Genomic DNA, 17,958 nt, shown 5'->3' on the forward strand with positions numbered 1-17,958 from the left:
GTCCGGCAACACCAGCTGATCGACAAGGAGTGCGGAACGTGAGTGCAAACCGGGTACGTGTCGTCGTCACCGGGCTCGGCGCGACGACGCCCGTCGGTGGAGACGCCACTTCCTCCTGGTCGGCGCTCCTCGCCGGTCAGTCGGGCGTCGCGACGCTCACCGAAGACTGGGTCGACACCGTCCCCGTGACGTTCGCGGGGACGGCCGCCGTCGACCCGGCCGAGGTCCTGCCCCGGCCCGAGGCCCGCAGGCTCGACCGCAGCGAGCAGTTCGCCATGGTCGCCGCCCGCGAGGCCTGGCAGGACGCCGGCGCCCCCGAGGTGGCGCCGGAGCGGCTCGGCGTGGTCGTGTCCAGCGGCATCGGCGGCATCAACACCACCCTGTCCGCCTACGACACCTACAAGGAGCGCGGCTGGAACCGGCTGTCGCCCTTCACGGTGCCGATGCTCATGCCCAACGGGCCGGCCGCCTGGATCGGCCTCGACCGGGGCGCCCAGGCCGGGGTGCACGCCACCGTGTCCGCCTGCGCCTCCGGCGCCGAGGCCATCGGCTACGCGATGGACATGATCAGGGCCGGCCGGGCCGACGTGGTGATCGCCGGCGGCACCGAAGCCGCCATCCACGGCCTCAACATCGCGGCGTTCGCCGCCGCCAGGGCCATGTCCACGCGCAACGACGACCCGCAGGGGGCGTCGCGGCCGTGGGACCGCGAGCGCGACGGGTTCGTGCTCGGCGAGGGCGCGGGCATCCTGGTGCTGGAGAGCGAGGAGTTCGCCAGGGCGCGGGGCGCGCGCATCTACGCCTACGCCGCCGGTGTCGGCTACTCGGCCGACTCCCACCACATCACCCAGCCCGAGCCCGAGGGCCGCGGCATCATCATGGCGATGACCCAGGCTCTCACCGACGGCGACCTGACGGGCCAGGACGTCAAGCACGTCAACGCGCACGCCACCGCCACCCCCGCCGGGGACGTCATCGAGGTGCAGGCCGTCGCCAAGGCCATCGGCACCCACCCGCTGGTCACCTCGACCAAGTCCATGACGGGTCACCTCCTGGGCGGCGCGGGCGGCATCGAGTCCGTCTTCACCGTCAAGGCGCTCCACGAGCGGATCGTCCCCGCCACCATCAACCTCAACGACATCGACGACGGCATCGAGGTGGATCTCGTCCACGGCGAGAACCGCACCCTGCCGGAAGGCGACATCGCCGCGGTCAACAACTCGTTCGGTTTCGGCGGCCACAACGTGACCGTCGTGTTCAAGGGGGCTTAAATGACCGTGCTCGACAACCGTGTGCCCACCGAAGGCGCCGACCAGGAGCCTGCTGATCCCCGAGACCCCGTCGTACGACTCGCCGCGCTCCTCGACGAGGGTTCGCTGCGGCTGATCACTCCCCAGGACAAGAGCGGCGTGCTCGCCGCCATGGGCCGCGTCGAGGGTGTTCCCGTCGTCGCCTTCTGCAGTGACGCCCGCTTCCAGGGCGGCGCGATGGGCAGCGAGGGCTGCGAGCACATCGTGCACGCCTACGACGTGGCCGTCCGTGAGCGGGTGCCGATCCTCGGGATCTGGCATTCCGGCGGTGCGCGACTCGCCGAAGGCGCCGAGTCGCTGCACGCCGTCGGCCGCGTGTTCGCGGCCATGACGAAGGCGTCCGGCATCGTGCCGCAGATCTCGGTCGTGGTCGGCGCGGCCGCCGGCGGCGCCGCCTACGGGCCGGCACTCACCGACCTGGTGATCCTCGCCGACTCCGGCCGCATCTTCGTCACCGGCCCCGACGTCGTACGCAGCGTCACCGGCGAGAACGTCGACAGCGCCGCGCTGGGCGGTGTCGAGCCCCACAGCAAGCGCAGCGGCGTCGTCCACGTCATCACCAAGACCGAGACCGAGGCGCTGCTCAAGGCGCGCCAGCTGGCCATGCTCCTCGGCCACCAGGGCCGGGTCCGGCCCGCCGGCATCGAGGAGGTCGACTTCTCCAGCCTGCTGCCGGAGTCGGCGCGCCGCGCCTACGACGTCAAGCCGCTGGTCAACGGCCTGCTGGACGAGCCGGGCATCGAGCTCCACCCGAAGTGGGCGCCCAACGTCGTCACGTCGCTGGGCCGGCTCGGCGGCCGCACCGTCGGCGTGATCGCCAACAACCCGATGCGGCTGGGCGGCTGCCTCGACGCCACCTCCGCCGAGAAGGCGGCGCGGTTCGTCCGCATGTGCGACGCCTTCGGGGTGCCGCTGGTCGTGGTCGTGGACGTGCCCGGCTACCTGCCCGGCGTCGGCCAGGAGCATGACGGCGTGGTGCGCCGCGGCGCCAAGCTGCTGCACGCGTTCGCCGAGGCGTCGGTGCCGCGGGTCACGCTGGTCACGCGCAAGGCCTACGGCGGCGCGTACATCGCGATGAACTCCCGCTCGCTAGGCGCCACCAAGGTGTTCGCCTGGCCGACGGCCGAGATCGCGGTCATGGGCCCGGTGGCGGCGGTGCGGATCCTCAAGCGGCGCGAGCTGGCGGCGGCGCCGGAGGAGGAGCGGGCCGACCTGGAGCACCGGCTGGCCGCGGAGCACGAGAAGCTCGCGGGCGGGCTCACCCGCGCGCAGGAGCTGGGCGTCATCGACGAGGTGATCAAGCCGGAGGAGACCCGCGGCGCGATCGCCAAGGTCCTCGCCCAGGCCACTCCCGCCAGGGGCGCGCACGGGAACATCCCGCTGTAGTCCAAGCACGAGAAAGGGGCCCCGCACCGTGACCGGTGCGGGGCCCTTTCGCGTCGCAGGCGCGGGGACGGGTCACACGGCGGCGTGCAGCCAGCGGACGGGCGCGCCGTCGCCGGCGTAGCGGAACGGCTCCAGCTCCTCGTCCCAGGGCTTGCCGAGCAGCCTGTCGAGCTCCTCCTCCAGCACGCACCGCCCCTGGGAGGCCATGAGCATGGCGGCGCGCAGCCGGTCTTCGGGGATCATGATGTCGCCGGAGGCGCCGATGACCGCGCTGAACGGGCCGAGTGTCGGCGTGTAGGCGTGACGGGTCCCGTCGACGCCCTGCGAGGCGTCCTCGGTGATCTCGAACCGCAGGCGCTGCCACCCCATGAGAGAGGAGGCGATGGCGGCCGCTATGCCGGAGCGGCCCTCCCATTCCGCCTGCGCCCGCACGACGTTGGGCGCGGCAGGTTGCGGTGTCCACGTCAAGTCCACGGGCACGCCAAGGACACCCGCGACTGCCCATTCGATATGCGGGCACAGCGCGGGCTGAGCCGAGTGGACGTACAGCACGCCACGAGCAGACACCGGACCTCCCGATTCGGTACGAGGTGCGCCTTCCCCAACGGCCTCGTCCAACGGGATGATCACATGTGACTAGGGAGAGACTACCGTCGGTCGCAATCGGACACCAGAGGGGGGCCATACCAAGTTGGTGCGCGTGTGGCACGTGACAGTCGCTCCATCGGGGATAGATACCCGCTCATGGACATCGAATCGGCAGGCCACGCGCTCATCCGACCGGGTCAGCTGCTGACCGACCGCGGCGCGCTGTCGACGGCCGCGCGCTGGACGCAGGCCGTGTCCGAGGGCGACGGCGTCTGCATGGTGCATCTCTCCCAGGGCGTCGACCCGTGCGAGCTGACCGCCGAGCTGCGCGAGCACGGGTTCCGCGCCTCGCCCAATCACGTCCTCACCGGGCAGCCGCTGTTCTTCGGCGGTCCCGCGTCGCGTCCGTTCCCGGCCGAACCGGTCCACTACCGGCCGGGGCGGTCCCGGTCGGAGGTGACGGTGGGCCTGCTCGACACCGGCGTGGCCGGCCACCGCTGGTGGGCCGACGCCGACTGGTACGAGCAGGCAGCCGAGGACGCGCCGGACGCCGTCGAGGGCGCCCAGGCGGGTCACGGCACGTTCATCGCCGGGCTGCTGGCCCGCCAGGCGCCCGGCGCGTCGCTCCAGGTGGCCCGGGTGCTCGACGGCGAGGGGGTGGGCGACGAGGCGGCCGTGATCAGGGCGCTGCACCGCATGCGCGGGCGTCCGCCGCAGGTGCTCAACCTCTCCTTCGGCGGCCACACCTTCGACGACCGGCCGCCGCCCCTGCTGGCCGACGCGCTGGCCGAGCTGTCCGACACCGTGGTGGTGGCGTGCGCCGGCAACACCGCGTCCGACCGCCCGTTCTACCCCGCCGCGCTGGGCAGCGTGATCGCCGTCGGCGCCGTCGACTCCAGCGAGCGCCGGCGCGCTCCCTACTCGGCCCACGGGAGCTGGGTCGACGCGTGCGCCCGCGGCGACTGGGTGACCAGCAGTTTCCTGGAGCAGGGCGAGTTCGCCGGTTACGCGACCTGGAGCGGCACGTCCTTCGCCACCGCCGTGGTGGCGGGCACGATCGCCGCGGCCGCCCACGACCGGCCGGCCAGGCAGGCGGCCGACGAGCTCCTCAGTCTCAGGGAGACCCGGCAAATTCCCGATCTGGGAGTTCTCGTTCCGTCGAGTCTGTAGAGTTTACGCTCAGTCCACAGGCGATCACGTGGAGGCAGAACAGCCCCCTCCGCCGGTCTGGAAGGAGGCCATATGCCCGATCCACGCCAGCCCGCGGAGCTGCTCCCGGCGGCCGCCTCCGGCGACCAGAGCGCCTGGAACGAGCTGGAGGCCAGATTCGGCCCGCGCATGTGGGCGGTGGCACGCGCCTGCGGGCTCAACGAGCCCGACGCCGCCGACGCCGTCCAGGGAGCCTGGCTGCGCCTGCTCGAACACCTGCACGACATCAGCAACCCGGCAGGCGTGGGCGCGTGGCTGGCGACGACCACCCGCCGCGAAGCGCTCCTGCTGATCCGGAAGGCGAAGCCGGGGCCCGCCCCGTTCGACGTCACGCACGACCCCGACCCGGAGTCAGCCGTCCTGGAGGCCGACGGCAACCGCATGCTCTGGAAGACGGTCTCCACCCTCAAAGAGCCATGCCGCAGCCTGCTCACGCTCGTCGCGAGCGATCTCGGGAGCCGGCAGGTCGCCGTGCGGCTGGGCCTGCCCATCGGCAGCGTCGGCCCGACCAGGGCCCGCTGCCTGGAGAAACTGCGCACCCTGATCTCACTACAGGAGACGGTGCAATGATCGACGACGAGTACTTCCTGGCGGCTCTCCGGCTGGCCTCCGGACACGACCCGGTTCCCGCGTACGTGTCCACCGCGGCCCGGCAGGCCTTCGCCTTACGGGTCCCGCACGCGGTGACCGCCCTTCCCACGGGCTACACGGCCGCGCGGGGAGTGCGGGGCGCCGAAGGCCCGCAGCTGGTCCGGTTCGTCACGGAGGGCCTCACCTTCGACCTGGAGGTGACCATCGGCGACGGTCTGATCGACGTGGCGGGCCAGGTGTCCCCACCCCCCGGGGAGGGGTGCCACGTCGACGTCCGCACTCCCCACCTGACGCTGACCAGGCCCGTCGCCACCACGGGCCAGTTCGCGGCCACGGGCCTGCCTCCGGGCTGGCTCAGCGTGGTCTGCCACCGGCCCGGCCACCCACCCGTCCAGACCAGGTGGGTGCGCGTCCGACCGTGACTCCTCGGCCGGGGCCGAGGGGTCCGCATCCCCCGGTCCCGGCCGCTTCTCCCCCGAGGCGGCGCATGGCGAAACCGGAGATCATCCGTACGCTCGATCGTTCCTCCGGCGGCGGCCTGCTGGTGCGCGCGGCCGAGATGGCCGTGCTGCGCTCGGTGATCGATCCGGGCCAGGCGCTGCGCGCGGGGCACAAGGTGCTGGAGGCGGCCGAGAAGGCCGGCGACGGCGAGGCCGCGTCCGTGGCGCTGCGCGCGATGGCGCTGGCCTCGCGCGAGCTGGGCGATCTGCAGGCCGCCGAGCAGCGGCTGCGGCAGGCCGTCCAGACGCGGGGCGCGCCCGCCGAGCGGATGGCGCAGGCGAGGCTGTCCCTCGTCACCGTGCGGACCGAGCGGGGCCACCCGCTGCAGGCTCTCAGGCTGGCCGCGCTGGCGTGGGCCTACCTGTCGCCGCTCGACCGGGCCAAGCTCGACACGCAGCGCGCCGTGGCCCTCGCCCACCTGGGGCGCTACCAGGAGGCGATCGCCTCCTGCGACCGGGCGCTGCGGGCGCTCGTGGCGGCTCCCGGCACCATCGACGACCGGCGGTTCCTGGCGGGCGGGCTGCTCAACCGAGGGCTGGTGCACGCCTACCGCGGCGACTGGGACCAGGCGATGCGCGACATCAGCGCCTGCCTGCAGATCGCCGGGCACGCCCGGCTGTCCCACCTCGCGCGGCTGGCCGCCGCCAACCTGCCGTTCCTGGCCGTACGACGGGGCGACATCGGCGGGGCATTCACCCACTACCGCGAGGCCGAGGACACCCTGTTCGGGTATCCAGAGCGGCTGGCGACGATGCGGGCGGACTTCGCGGGCGCGCTGCTGGCCGCCCACCTGCCCGGTGAGGCGCGGGCGCTGCTCAGCCTGGCTGTGCCCGATCTGGAGGAGTCCGGGGCGCAGGTGGCGCTGGCCGAGGCGCGGCTCAAGCTCGCCCAGGTCGAGCTGCTGACGGGCGACGCGCGCGAGGCCATGACGGTGGCCGAGCGAGCCATGCGCGAGCTGTCGGAGCAGGACCGGCAGGCCTGGCTGCCGCTGGCCAGGGAGGTGGTGCTGCGCTCCCGCCTGGTCCTGGAGCCGCCGACGCCCGGGCTGCTGGCGGAGCTGGCCGGGTGCGCGGACGACCTCGAACGCGACGCCGCCCACCTGGCCGAGGGCGCCTCGCTGCGGCTGACGGCGGCGGAGACCGCGCTCGCGCTCGGCAACCGCGCCGCGGCCTCGGCTCAGCTGTCACGGCTGACGGAGCAGCCCGGTCGCGAGCGGTGGCTCCCGCCGGGCGGCCGCCGCACCCCGCTGGCCTCGCCTGCGCAGGCGGGTTACGCCGCCGCGGGGCAGGTGCCGCCCCTGGTGCGCCAGCACGCCCTGGCCTTGGAGGCGGCGCTGCGGGAGGACGTCCCGGCCGCGTTCCGTGCCGTGGAGGAGGGGCTGGCCGGGATGGGCGGCCAGATCGACAGCCTGGACGACCCGTCGCTGCGGGCGCACGCGGCCCGGGCCGGCGGGCGGCTGGCGGCCTTCGGGCTGCGGCTGGCGGTGCGTGACGGGTGCGCCGAGGAGGTGTTCGAGTGGGCGGAGCGCTGGCGGGCCGTCACGGCGCCGGCCCACGCCCGCTCGCCGCACGGCGCGGGCCTGCCCGAGGTGCGGGCGGCGCTGGGGCGGGCCGCGCTGGTGGAGTACGTCACGGACGACAGCTCTCTTTTCGCCGTGGTGGTGACGGGGCAGCGGCTGGCGCTGCGGCCTCTGGGCGCGCTGCGGCCGGTCAAGGAGGCGCTGATCCGGTTGCGCTACTCGCTGCGCCGGTCGGCCCTGCACGACGGGGCGGCGGGGGCCGAGCCGGTCGCGGCTGCCGGGTCGGAGCTGGAGCTGCTCCTGCTGGCCCCGCTCGCCGCCGAGCTGGGCGAGCGTCCCCTGGTGGTGGTGCCCACGGGCATCCTGCACACCCTGCCCTGGGCGGCCCTCCCCTGCCTGCGCGAGCGCCCGGTGACGGTGGCGGCCAGCGCCCGCTCCTGGCTCGCCGCCACCCGCCACCCCTCCCCTCTCCGAACCCGTCGCCCACCCGGCCCCCGGGTCATGACCCGCCCTTCCGGCCCGCCGAGGACCACCTCTCCGGAGGCAGCGACACCACCCTCCGGCCTGGCAGGAACTCCGGCTCCGGGAACCACCCCACCCACCGACCCTCCCGAAGCCGGGACCACACCGCCCGCCGGTGTTCCGGGGGCGGGGGACTCTGATGGCGTCGTGCTTTCGGGGGCCGCGCATCCGGTCGGCTCTTCAGTCGATTCCTGGGTGGGGCTTTCTGGCGACTCCGGGTCGGGGCCGCTCAAGGTGGTTGCGGCGGCGGGGCCGGGGCTGGCGCACGCGTACGAGGAGAGGGACCGGGTGGTGGCATGTCATCCGGGGGCGCGACCGGTGGCCGCCCGGCGCGACGCGGTGCTGGCCGCGCTGGCCACTTGTGACGTGGTGCACCTGGCGGCGCACGGGGTGTTCCACGCCCGCAGCCCGCTGCTGTCGAGCATCACGCTGGAAGACGGCCCGCTCATGGCCTACGACCTGCTCGGCAGCTCGCGTACGGCCAGGCTGGTGGTGCTGTCGGCGTGCGACTCCGGCATGGCCAGGACGCCCACGGACGGCGCGCCGCTGGGCCTCGCGGGCGCGTTCCTGGCACAGGGGACGGCGTGCGTGGTGGCCGGGATGGTGCCGGTGTGCGACGAGGACGCGCTGGCCGTGATGAGCCGCTTCCACGAGTTGCTCGCCGCGGGTCACACCCCGGCGTCCGCGCTCGCGTACGCCTCGGCGCGGACCGGCATCACCGCCTTCACCTGCTTCGGCGCCGGCGACCAGCCTCTCATCCACCGCGAGCCGGACGCCGGGTGCCCTGCCGACATCGGCCGGGCACCAGTCCCGGTCCACGGCGAGGACGACCGGGAACGCGACAGGCGGCCCATCGTGCCGACCGGCTGACCTGACGAGCCGGCGTCGACACCCGAGCCCCGGCCCAGCCACCAGGCGGTCAGCCCGTGGCGACCGGTCTCGACGGGTCGGTCACCCAGTGGGACCAGGAGCCGACGTAGAGGGCCGCGGGCAGCCCGGCCACCTCCATGGCCAGCACCTGGTGGGCGGCCGTCACGCCGGAGCCGCAGTAGGCGCCCGCGGCGACCCCCTCGCGGGCGCCCAGCGCGGCGAAACGCTCCCGCAGCTCGCCGGGGGCCAGGAAGGTGCCGCCGGGAGTGACGTTCTCCGTGGTCGGGGCGCTGACCGCGCCGGGGATGTGGCCGGCCACCGGGTCGATCGGCTCGACCTCGCCGCGGTAGCGTTCGGCGGCCCTGGCGTCGAGCAGCACTCCCGAGGAGGCGAGGGCCGCCGCCCGGTCGGCGTCGAGCACGGGCATCCCGCCCGGCCTGGCCGTGAAGTCGCCGGGCGCAGGCACGGGCTCCTCCTTGACGACCGGCAGTCCGGCCGCCTCCCAGGCGGGCAACCCGCCGTCGAGGACCCGTACGTCCTGATGTCCGAAGTAGCGCAGCGTCCACCAGGCGCGGGCCGCCGCGGTCGAGGCGGTGTCGTCGTACACCACGACCGGCCGCGCGCCGGAGACGCCGAGCCGCCGCATCGCGCGCTCGAACGCGTCGACGGCGGGCAGCGGGTGGCGCCCGCCCTCGCCCGGCGGGCCGGCCAGAGCTCTGTCGAGGTCGCAGAAGACGGCGCCCGGCAGGTGGCCCTCGCGGTAGAGGTCCATGCCGGACGGGCCGCCGAGCCGCCAGCGAACGTCGAGCAGAGTGACGTCGCCGAGCGCGGCGAGGGCGGACGGAGTGATCAGTGGACCGGTCACCGGGTGCTCACCTCCAGGAGCGGGATGTTCTGCTCGGCCGTGGTCATCGAGCCGTGGTAGCCGGTGAAGAGGGCCTCGATGCGGTGTGTGGACGGGGCGGTGATGGCCAGGTCGGTGTAGGGGACGGCGACCACGTCGCCGATGCGGCCCAGCCATTCGGTCAGGACCCGCGGGCCGAACCAGCCGGACTCGACGGCCTCCTCCCTCGACACCACCCAGGCCCGGCCGCGCAGCGCCTCGCGCCAGGCGTCGAGCACCTCGGCCGCGGCGCCTTCCAGCGCGTACACGTGTCGCGCCCTGGCCTCGCCGCCGAGCATCGCCACCCCGTGGGCCAGCTCGGGGGTGGCCTCGGCGTCGAGCTTCTCCGAGGCGTTGACCATGCCGTGGTCGGCCGTCACGTAGAGGGCGGAGCCGGGAGGCAGGCCCGCGGCGATGCGCTCGGCCATGGCGTCGACGATGGCGAGCTGCGCCAGCCACTCCTCGGTGCCCCAGCCGGTCATGTGGCCGACCGCGTCGAGGTCGCCGTAGTAGACGGTGACGTGCGCGCGCGGCTGCCGCAGCTCGGCCAGAACCCGGGCGACCCGGTCGTCGACGGTCTCGGCCGCGGCGTAGCGGACGCCGCGGAAGACGGCGCCGGTCAGCCCGGAGCCTTCGAACTCGGCGGGCGCCACGTAGACGACGTCGAGGCCGGCGGCCGCGGCACGCTGGTAGACGGTCTCGGCGGGCTGCCAGTCGAGAGGGTCCATGGGCATCCCGGACCAGCGCAGGCAGTTGAACAGGCGGCCGGTGCCGGGGACGGCCAGGGTCAGGCCGAGCATCCCGTGCTCGCCGGGCGAGACGCCGGTGCCGAGCGAGCACAGGCTGGTCACGGTGGTGGCGGGGAACCCGGCGGTGAGCGTACGTGACCTGTCGAGCAGGCTCGCCAGGAACGGCGCCGAGGCGGCGTGCGCGGCCAGCAGCTCGGCGCCGAGGCCGTCGACCAGGAACAGGCAGGTGCGCTCGGCGGGCGGGAGGCCCAGGGGGTTGGGCCCATCGAGGCCCAGCGACGCCAGCAGCGACCGGGACAGATCGGGCAGTGACCCGGCTCCGTACGCCGGCACGAGGGGGCCGATGGTCATGCTCCGATCCTATCCGTCCCGTTCGCCGGCGGCCCAGGTGAAGATCCCGCAAGGCTTCGGAGCCGGGCCTCGCGGTGGCTGTGCCTCCGTGTACGACATCGGCCGCCGTTGCGCGCGGGAGTCCGGCCGGTACGACGTCGGCGACCGTCTCGGGTGGCGGAGCGTCAGGCGGCGGCGCGGGCGGTGGCTTCGGAAAGGGCCTTGGCGAAGGCCAGGACGTGGGTGACCGCCTCGGGGCCGTCGGCCGCCTCGCTGACCCGGAGGGAGAGGTCGTCGGCGGTGATGGCGCCGGTGTAGCCGTGGTCGGCCTCGCAGTTCTCGTCGCCGCAGGTGGCGGGCTCGAGGTCGACGTGGGAGATGGCGCCCCACCCGATCGTGAGCGTCACCTCCGTCGGGGGGACGCCGGGGACGTACGACGCCGGCTCGGGGACCACCCGGGTGACCGCCACCGACTGGATGCGGCCGAGCTGGACGGCCTCGGTGGTCGTGGAGGCGTGCGCGGTCGAGACGCCCTCCACGGCGGGGTGCTCGTCGGTGTGGCACACCAGGAGCCTCGTGCCCGTCAGCACCAGGACGGTGACGTGCCTGCGCACCTCCATCGCGGGATCGAAGGTGGCCTCGTGGTGCACCACGAAGGCCGTGACGGCCTCCTTGCCCAGCGCGGATTCGACCGCATCGGTGACGAGGTCGGGATAGTAGCCGCTGCGCTCGATCGCTTCACGCAGGCCCGCGGCTGAGACTCGGGTTTCCCTCATGGATCCAGTTTGCCAGGGTCGCACAGTGCAACCACCCGCCGGATGTAACGCTCTATAACGTCTGCGCGACCGCGTACGGGAACGCCGGAGCGGCCGGGAGCTAGCTGAGCCTGCGGGGGCCGCCGTCGAGGCGGGGGCCCGCGGGGGTGCGCAGGACGGCCCTGGCGTCGAGGATCGTCACGCCCTCCTCGCCCACGAGCACCTGGTCCAGGTCCAGCCTGGCCAGCTCCGGCAGGTCGTGGGCCAGGCGGCTCACCCTGACGAGCAGGTCCTCCAGGGCGTCCACCGCCACCGGCGGGTAACCGTACTCGCCGAACAGCAGCGGCGCGGCCCGCACCGAACGCACCAGCCCCGCCGCGTCCTCCCGGGTGAGCGGCGCCAGCCGGAAGCCCCGGTCGCGCAGCAGCCTGGCGGCCACCTCGCCCAGCCCGAACGACACGACAGGGCCGAACGCCGGGTCGTCGACGACGCTCACCACCGTCGGCACGGCCGGCTGTGGCGCCATCCGCTGGACGGCCAGCTCCACTCCGTCGCCGAGTTGCCGGGTGAACTCCTCGTACGCGTGCCGCACGGCGTCGGCGGTCGGCAGCCCGAGGCGTACCGTCCCCGCCCGGCGGGACGCTTCGGGGTCGGCCACCTTGAGCACGACCGGCCAGCCGAGCCGTTCGGCGGCCCGTGCGGCTTCGTCGGCCGAGCCGACCGCCTCGGCGGGCCAGACGGTCAGCCCGTAACAGGCCAGCAGCTCCGCGGCGTCGGCCTCCACGGGCGGCCCGGCCGCCGCGAAGTACGGAGCCCTCCCGCCTCCCGGCACGGCCTCCGTAGCACCCGTCCGATAAGGGCTCCCGGACGGGCGGGGATGCGATGTCCCTTCCGTATCACCGGACCGCACGACGGAACCGTCCTCCGGGGACACCCCGCCGGAGGCACCGGCCGCATCCTCCGCCGAAGATGGACGCGGGGCGGAGGAGTCCTCCAGAGGACCGTCCGCAGCGGAAGCGTCCGGCGAGCGCTTCCCACCTTCGGGAGACGCCTCGGCGGAGTCGGCCGTCTCGGGGGCGCCGGTGGTCTCAGAGAGTTCCGGTGGGAGGGCGCCCGCGAGTGTCTCGGTGGCCAAGGCGCGGACGCGGGCGGTGTCGACGTCCTCCAGTTCCGGGGGCGGCGCGGCCGGCTCGGCGCGCCAGCGGGCGTAGCGGACCGCCTGGGCGAGGGCGCGCACGGCTTCCTCGGGGGCCGCGTACGAGGGGATGGACCCGCGTTCCGGCGCGGGCCCGGCCCGCAGATGCGGATGCATGCCGAGATATCCCTCGAACGTGGCCAGCACCGGCTTCGACGCGCCCTTCGACACCCGCAGCAGCTCGGCCGCCACCCCGGCCGCGTCACCGGGGATGGGCGGCATGTAGATGACGACGGCCGCGTCCACCTCGGGTGAGGCCAGCTCGCCGGCGAGCCCCGTACCGAACTCGGACGGCCCCGCGGCCGCACCCAGGTTGACCGGCGGGCGCGGCGACAGACCGGCGGCGACGCAGGCGTCGGCGGCGAGCAGGCCGAGCGCGTCGGAGTTGGTGATCACGGCGACCCGCGGACCGGCGGGGAGCGGCTGGTAGGCCAGCAGCTGGCCGACGTCGAAGAGCTGGATCAGGTCGTCGACCCGGATCAGCCCCGCCTGCTCGAACAGCGAGCTGATCGCCGAGTCGGGCAGCCCCAGCTCCTGGGCGGAGTGACCGGAGGGGGTGCCGCCGCTCTTGACCACCACGATCGGCTTGCTGCGGGAGATCCGCCTGGCCAGGCGGGTGAACTTGCGCGGGTTGCCCAGCGACTCGAGGTAGAGCAGGATCACCTCGGTCGCGTCGTTCTCCTCCCAGTACTGCAACAGGTCGTTGCCCGACACGTCGGCCCGGTTGCCCGCGGAGACGAACGACGAGATGCCCATGCCCCGCTGCGCCACCCGCTGCAGCAGCGCGGTGCCGAGCGCGCCCGACTGGCTGAAGAAGCCGACCGTGCCGCGGCCGGGGACGGTGGCGGCGAGGGTGGCGTTGAGCTTGACGGCGGGGTCGGTGTTGGCGATGCCGAGACAGTTGGGGCCGACGACGCGCAGGCCGTGGGCGCGGGCGATGCGGGCCAGCTCGTCCTGTCTGGCGCGGCCCTCCTCGCCCAGCTCGCCGAAACCGGAGGAGACCACGACCAGCCCGTGCACGCCCTTGGCGGCGCACTCCTCGACGACGTCGAGCACGCTGCCGGCGGGCACCGCCACCACGGCCAGGTCGACCTCGTCGTCGATGGCGCCGATGCTCGGGTACGCGCGCACGCCCGCCACGGCGCGCGCCTCGCGGTGCACGGGATAGACGGGGCCGGTGAAGTCGGCGGCGAGCAGGTTGCGCAGCACGGTCTGGCCGACGCCGCCCGGCTCGCGTGAGACGCCGATGACCGCGACCGAGCCGGGGGCCAGCAGCCGGGCGATGGACCGGGCCTCGGCGCGGTGCTCGCGAGCCATGGTGACCTCGGTCGAGGTCTCGGTGGGGGTCAGGTCGAGGGTCATGCGGACCACGCCGTCGGCGAACCGGCTCTCGGCGGTGTAGCCGGCCTGGCGGAGCACGCCCATCATCTTCATGTTGGCGGGCAGCACGTCGGCGACGAAGCGCTCGATGCCGCGCTCGCGGGCGGTCGCCGCCAGGTGTTCGAGGAGCACCGAGGCCACTCCCCTGCCCTGGTGGGCGTCCTCGACCAGGAACGCCACCTCCGCCTCGCCCGGCCCGGTGCGGTCGTAGCGGATGACGGCCACCATGTCGGCCCCGATCGTGGCGATCAGGGCGACCCGGCCGACGTAGTCGACGTTGGTGAACCACCGCACCTCGCGGTCGGACAGCCGCGGCCGCGGCCCGAAGAACCGGAAGTAGATGGACTCGTCGGACAGCCGCGAGTAGAAAGCGCGCAGCCGGTCGGCGTCGGCGGGCCTGATGGGGCGCAGGTGAGCAGTGCCGCCGTCGGCCAGGACGACATCCGCTTCCCAGTGAGCGGGATATTGTGCCTCCACAGTCCCGAGACTAAACCCCCATCCCACATGCCAAGAATCCCCGGCCCGATTGGGCAACGGATGTGCATCGACTCAGGCCGGGTGTCGGGGGTCCGCCCCACGAGCAGCCCCGAAGCTGTTAGTTTTGCCGTGGCCAGGCTCGATCTGTAGCAGCAAGCAAGGTGGTGGCATCATGACGCGGGTCGTCGTGGTGGGCGATCTCATGACCGACGCGGTGGCGCGCGCCCGTTATGCGCTCGCCAGAGCGAGCGACACACCCGCGGTCGTGACCATGCACGGAGGCGGTTCGGGCGCCAACATCGCCTCGTGGCTGGCGGTCGAGGGCGCGGAGGTGGCCTTCATCGGCCGCCGCGGCGCCGACATCACCGGCCGTAACCGCGACATGGAGCTGATGGGCTACGGCGTCGACGCCCGGCTCGTCATGGACCCGGAGCGTCCCACCGGCACCTGCGTGGTGCTCGTGACGCACAAGGGCGAGCGCACCATGCTCTCCGACCCCGGCGCCAACGCGGCGCTGGCCCCCGAGGACCTGCCGCGCGACCTGTTCGGCGGCGGCCACCTCCACCTGTCCGGCTACACGCTGATCAACGAGGGCTCGCGCGAGGCCGGTCTCGCCGCGCTCGACATGGCGCGCCGCGCGGGGATGTCGATCTCCGTCGACTGCGCCTCGTCGGCCCCGCTCGAACGTACGGGCGCGGAGCCGTTCCTGGAGTGGACGGGCGGCGCCAAGCTGCTGTTCGCCAACACCGACCAGGCCAAGGTGCTGACCGGCCGCGACGATCCCGAGGCTGCGGCCAAGGTGCTGACCGCGTGGTTCCCGCAGGTCGTGATCAAGATGAACGCCGAGGGCGCGTTGTGGTACGGCAACGGCCGCCCCGAGCCGGTGCGGGCGCCGGCCGAGCCGGTCGACCGCATCGTCGACGGCACGGGCGCGGGCGACGCGTTCTGCGCCGGGTTCCTGCCGGCGTGGCTGGCGGGCAAGCCCGCGGCGGAGTCGCTGAGCGCCGGCTGCAGCCTGGCCTCCAAGGCCATCGTGCACCTCGGCGCCCGCCCGCGCCTCTAGCGGGTCCTGCCTGGCGGGTCGCGCCTCAGACGGGCCGCGCCTTCAGCAGGCCACGCCTTCAGCGGGTCGCGCCTTCAGTTGGCCTTGCACGCGTCCGTGACTGCCCGGCGATCCCCGGTCCGTCGCCGTACGAGACCCCCGGTTTCTCGGCGAGAGCGGCGTCTACCTGCGCGTTCAACGTCAGGCGAGCAGGTGACAGGCAAACTGCCGCACGCCGGCATCACCAACGACGCCCGGGGCGGCGTGGCGCTTCCCGCGAGAGGCCCAGGGCGGCGTGGGCGCTTCCCGCAAAGGGCTGTGGCGGCGTCGCGCTTCCACAAGAGGCTGAAGCAGCACCCGCTTCACGCGCGAGGCCTACGGCACGGCGCTTCACACGAAAGGCTGAGGCGGCGCTCGCCGGGCTGGGCTGATCGGCAAGGCCTGGGCCGCCGACCGGCGCGGACGCGCATCAGCCCCGCGTACGGGACAAGCCGGGCGCGCGCATCAGCCCCGTGTACGGGACGAGCCGGGCGCGCGCTGATCAGGATGTGACGGCCAGGGTCAGTGGGAGGACGGCCGGGGCGCCCGCGTGGCGGACCAGGGCGGCGCCGAGGGTCACGGTCCAGCCGGTGTCGACGCGGTCGTCGACCAGCAGCACCGGGCCGCCGCACGCCGCCACCGCGGCGCCCAGCTCCTTCGGCATGGCGAGCGTCGCCCGTACGGCCTGGACCCGCTTGGCGCTGTTGAACTGCCGGCCGGGCGGCCCCGACCGGTAGCCCAGCTCGCCGAGGTAGGTCAGGCGGCCGACCTGCGCGAGCCGTTCGCCGAAGGCGCGGACCAGCAGCGGCCTGGCCGAGGAGGGCACGCCGACCACGGCCACCGGCCGCTGCTCCCACTCCCAGGCGGACAGCACCTTGATCACGGCCGCGAACATGTCGTCGGGCATCGGCCCGTCGGGGCCCTGGAACAGGTCGCGCAGGCGGTTGCCCCAGCCGATGTCGGTCAGCCGGCCGAGGGCGCGGCCGGGCTCGGCCCGGAGCTCAGGCTTGATCTTGCCGGACAGGTCGGCCAGCCCCGTCGGCCACTGCTTGCGGGGGTCGATCTCCACGCCGGGCCGGGCCAGCCGCTCGCGGGCGCGCTCGACGGCCGGGGCGGCGATGCCGGGCGAGCGGTGGTGGCCGGTGCAGTTGTCGCAGCGGCCGCACGGCCCGGCGGCCTCGTCGTCGAGCAGCTCGCGCAGGTAGTGCTCGCGGCAGCGGTCGGTGGTGAGGTAGCCCAGCATGGCCTCCTGCTCGGCCCCGCGCTCGGCGGAGATGCGGGAGTAGCGCTCGGCGTCGTAGGCCCACGGCTCGCCGGTGGCCTCCCAGCCGCCCTTGACCCGGCGCACCGCGCCGTCGACGTCGAGCACCTTGAGCATCATCTCCAGGCGGCTGCGGCTCAGGTCGACGGCGGTCTCCAGGGCGGGGGTGGACATGACGCCCCGGTCCTCCAGCGTCTGGAGCACGGTGCGGACGACCGGCTCGGGCGGGAACGCGAGGGAGGCGAAATAGGCCCAGATGTCGCGGTCTTCGGTGCCGGGCAGCAGGATCACCTCGGCCCGCTCGACGCCGCGCCCGGCCCGGCCGACCTGCTGGTAGTAGGCGACCGGCGACTGGGGGGCGCCCACGTGGACGACGAACCCGAGGTCGGGCTTGTCGAAGCCCATGCCGAGCGCGCTCGTCGCCACCAGCGCCTTGATCTTGTTGGCGAGCAGCGCCTCCTCGGCCGCCAGCCGCTCGGCCGGCTCGGTCTGGCCGGAGTAGGCGGCCACCTCGTGGCCCTGGTCGCGCAGGTGGCCGGCGATCTCGTGGGCGGCGGCGACGGTGAGGGTGTAGACGATGCCGGAGCCGGGCAGCTCGTGCAGGGTCTGGGACAGCCAGGCCAGCCGCTGCTCGGCGCTCGGGAGCCTGACGACGCTCAGGTGGAGGCTCTCGCGCTCCAGCGGCCCGCGCAGGACCAGGGTGTCCTCGCCCATCTGCTCGGCGACGTCGCGGGTGACGCGGGCGTTGGCCGTGGCGGTGGTGGCGAGCACCGGGATGCCGGGCGGCAGCTCCTCGAACAGCGTGGCCAGGCGGCGGTAGTCGGGGCGGAAGTCGTGGCCCCAGTCGGAGATGCAGTGGGCCTCGTCGACCACGACCAGGCCGGCGCTCTCGGCCAGCTCGGGCAGGACGTTGTCGCGGAAGTCGGGGTTGTTGAGCCGCTCGGGGCTGACCAGGAGCACGTCGACCTGGCCGGCGGCGACCTCGCCGTAGACCTCCTCCCACGCCTCGGGGTTGGCCGAGTTGATCGTCACGGCGCGGATGCCGGCGCGTTCGGCGGCGGCGATCTGGTTGCGCATGAGGGCGAGCAGCGGCGAGACGATGACCGTGGGCCCCTCGCCCAGCTCGCGCAGCAGGGCGGTGGCCACGAAGTAGACCGCGGACTTGCCCCAGCCGGTGCGCTGCACGACGAGCACCCGGCGCCGGTCGACGACCAGCGCCTCGATGGCGGTCCACTGGTCGTCGCGCAACCGGGCGTGCTCGCCCGCCAGCGCCCGCAGCTTCTCCTCGGCCTCTTCGCGCAGCATCGCCGCGTCGGGGGCGTCAATCATGGGTTCCTTGTTACCAGGTCCG

At 74.0% G+C, this 17,958-nt stretch carries 13 protein-coding genes; 7 read left to right on the forward strand and 6 right to left on the reverse strand.

Going from position 1 to position 17,958, the window contains the following annotated elements:
• Positions 1-38: 38 nt before the first annotated feature.
• Together ACIBF7_RS18955 and ACIBF7_RS18960 are read left to right on the forward strand one after the other, a co-directional pair.
• Positions 39-1,271 carry a beta-ketoacyl synthase gene (locus ACIBF7_RS18955; RefSeq protein WP_148030186.1) on the forward strand — a complete coding sequence of 411 codons (1,233 nt, stop codon included), beginning with the start codon at positions 39-41 and terminating at the stop codon, positions 1,269-1,271.
• Positions 1,272-2,696, forward strand: coding sequence for an acyl-CoA carboxylase subunit beta (locus ACIBF7_RS18960; RefSeq protein ID WP_148030185.1), 1,425 nt, complete (start codon positions 1,272-1,274; stop codon positions 2,694-2,696).
• 72 nt (positions 2,697-2,768) lie between these two features.
• On the opposite strand, the gene ACIBF7_RS18965 is transcribed toward ACIBF7_RS18960, so the two are convergent.
• Positions 2,769-3,263: a DUF3145 domain-containing protein gene (locus ACIBF7_RS18965; protein ID WP_148030184.1), complete on the reverse strand. Its 495-nt coding sequence runs from the start codon at positions 3,261-3,263 to the stop codon at positions 2,769-2,771.
• A 177-nt stretch (positions 3,264-3,440) separates the two neighbouring features.
• Between ACIBF7_RS18965 and ACIBF7_RS18970 the strand changes: the two genes are divergently transcribed.
• The 4 genes from ACIBF7_RS18970 to ACIBF7_RS18985 all read left to right on the forward strand — a co-directional run bounded on the left by ACIBF7_RS18970 (position 3,441) and on the right by ACIBF7_RS18985 (position 8,496).
• A complete protein-coding gene (locus tag ACIBF7_RS18970) occupies positions 3,441-4,454 on the forward strand; it encodes a S8/S53 family peptidase (protein WP_219551819.1) in 1,014 nt (337 codons plus the stop codon).
• A gap of 72 nt (positions 4,455-4,526) precedes the next feature.
• A complete protein-coding gene (locus ACIBF7_RS18975) occupies positions 4,527-5,063 on the forward strand; it encodes an RNA polymerase sigma factor (RefSeq protein WP_148030182.1) in 537 nt (178 codons plus the stop codon).
• Positions 5,060-5,506, forward strand: coding sequence for a hypothetical protein (locus ACIBF7_RS18980; RefSeq protein WP_397197709.1), 447 nt, complete (start codon positions 5,060-5,062; stop codon positions 5,504-5,506). The genes ACIBF7_RS18975 and ACIBF7_RS18980 overlap by 4 nt, the downstream gene beginning before the upstream one ends.
• 65 nt (positions 5,507-5,571) lie before the next feature.
• Entirely contained in the window at positions 5,572-8,496 is a 2,925-nt protein-coding gene (locus ACIBF7_RS18985; protein ID WP_397197710.1) for a CHAT domain-containing protein, read from the forward strand.
• 49 nt (positions 8,497-8,545) lie between these two features.
• Here the strand turns inward: ACIBF7_RS18985 and ACIBF7_RS18990 are convergent, their stop codons facing one another.
• The 4 genes from ACIBF7_RS18990 to ACIBF7_RS19005 all read right to left on the reverse strand — a co-directional run bounded on the left by ACIBF7_RS18990 (position 8,546) and on the right by ACIBF7_RS19005 (position 14,265).
• Positions 8,546-9,361 (reverse strand): sulfurtransferase, encoded by an 816-nt coding sequence (locus ACIBF7_RS18990; RefSeq protein ID WP_148030179.1) that lies wholly within the window; start codon positions 9,359-9,361, stop codon positions 8,546-8,548.
• Entirely contained in the window at positions 9,358-10,479 is a 1,122-nt protein-coding gene (locus ACIBF7_RS18995) for an alkaline phosphatase family protein (protein ID WP_397197711.1), read from the reverse strand. Before ACIBF7_RS18995 ends, ACIBF7_RS18990 begins: the two co-directional genes overlap by 4 nt.
• Before the next feature lie 164 nt (positions 10,480-10,643).
• A complete protein-coding gene (locus ACIBF7_RS19000; protein WP_219551811.1) occupies positions 10,644-11,234 on the reverse strand; it encodes a DUF5998 family protein in 591 nt (196 codons plus the stop codon).
• A gap of 100 nt (positions 11,235-11,334) precedes the next feature.
• Positions 11,335-14,265 (reverse strand): GNAT family N-acetyltransferase, encoded by a 2,931-nt coding sequence (locus ACIBF7_RS19005; protein ID WP_397197712.1) that lies wholly within the window; start codon positions 14,263-14,265, stop codon positions 11,335-11,337.
• Between the two features lie 172 nt (positions 14,266-14,437).
• On the opposite strand from ACIBF7_RS19005, the gene ACIBF7_RS19010 reads away from it, so the two are divergent.
• Positions 14,438-15,328 (forward strand): carbohydrate kinase family protein, encoded by an 891-nt coding sequence (locus ACIBF7_RS19010; protein ID WP_271278973.1) that lies wholly within the window; start codon positions 14,438-14,440, stop codon positions 15,326-15,328.
• Between the two features lie 520 nt (positions 15,329-15,848).
• Here the strand turns inward: ACIBF7_RS19010 and ACIBF7_RS19015 are convergent.
• Positions 15,849-17,936, reverse strand: a complete 2,088-nt coding sequence (locus ACIBF7_RS19015; RefSeq protein ID WP_397197713.1) for a RecQ family ATP-dependent DNA helicase — start codon at positions 17,934-17,936, stop codon at positions 15,849-15,851.
• Positions 17,937-17,958 lie beyond the last annotated feature (22 nt).

This window comes from Nonomuraea sp. NPDC050478, assembly GCF_044458265.1.
GTDB lineage: Bacteria > Actinomycetota > Actinomycetes > Streptosporangiales > Streptosporangiaceae > Nonomuraea > Nonomuraea ferruginea.

Bases quoted from the DNA above. Each gene is read 5' to 3' on its own strand.
- ACIBF7_RS18960 (WP_148030185.1), top strand. From the start codon at position 1,272: ATGACCGTGCTCGACAACCGTGTGCCCACCGAAGGCGCCGACCAGGAG.
- ACIBF7_RS19015 (WP_397197713.1), bottom strand. From the start codon at position 17,936: ATGATTGACGCCCCCGACGCGGCGATGCTGCGCGAAGAGGCCGAGGAG.
- ACIBF7_RS19010 (WP_271278973.1), top strand. From the start codon at position 14,438: ATGACGCGGGTCGTCGTGGTGGGCGATCTCATGACCGACGCGGTGGCG.
- ACIBF7_RS19000 (WP_219551811.1), bottom strand. From the start codon at position 11,234: ATGAGGGAAACCCGAGTCTCAGCCGCGGGCCTGCGTGAAGCGATCGAG.
- ACIBF7_RS18970 (WP_219551819.1), top strand. From the start codon at position 3,441: ATGGACATCGAATCGGCAGGCCACGCGCTCATCCGACCGGGTCAGCTG.
- ACIBF7_RS18995 (WP_397197711.1), bottom strand. From the start codon at position 10,479: ATGACCATCGGCCCCCTCGTGCCGGCGTACGGAGCCGGGTCACTGCCC.
- ACIBF7_RS18980 (WP_397197709.1), top strand. From the start codon at position 5,060: ATGATCGACGACGAGTACTTCCTGGCGGCTCTCCGGCTGGCCTCCGGA.
- ACIBF7_RS18985 (WP_397197710.1), top strand. From the start codon at position 5,572: ATGGCGAAACCGGAGATCATCCGTACGCTCGATCGTTCCTCCGGCGGC.
- ACIBF7_RS18975 (WP_148030182.1), top strand. From the start codon at position 4,527: ATGCCCGATCCACGCCAGCCCGCGGAGCTGCTCCCGGCGGCCGCCTCC.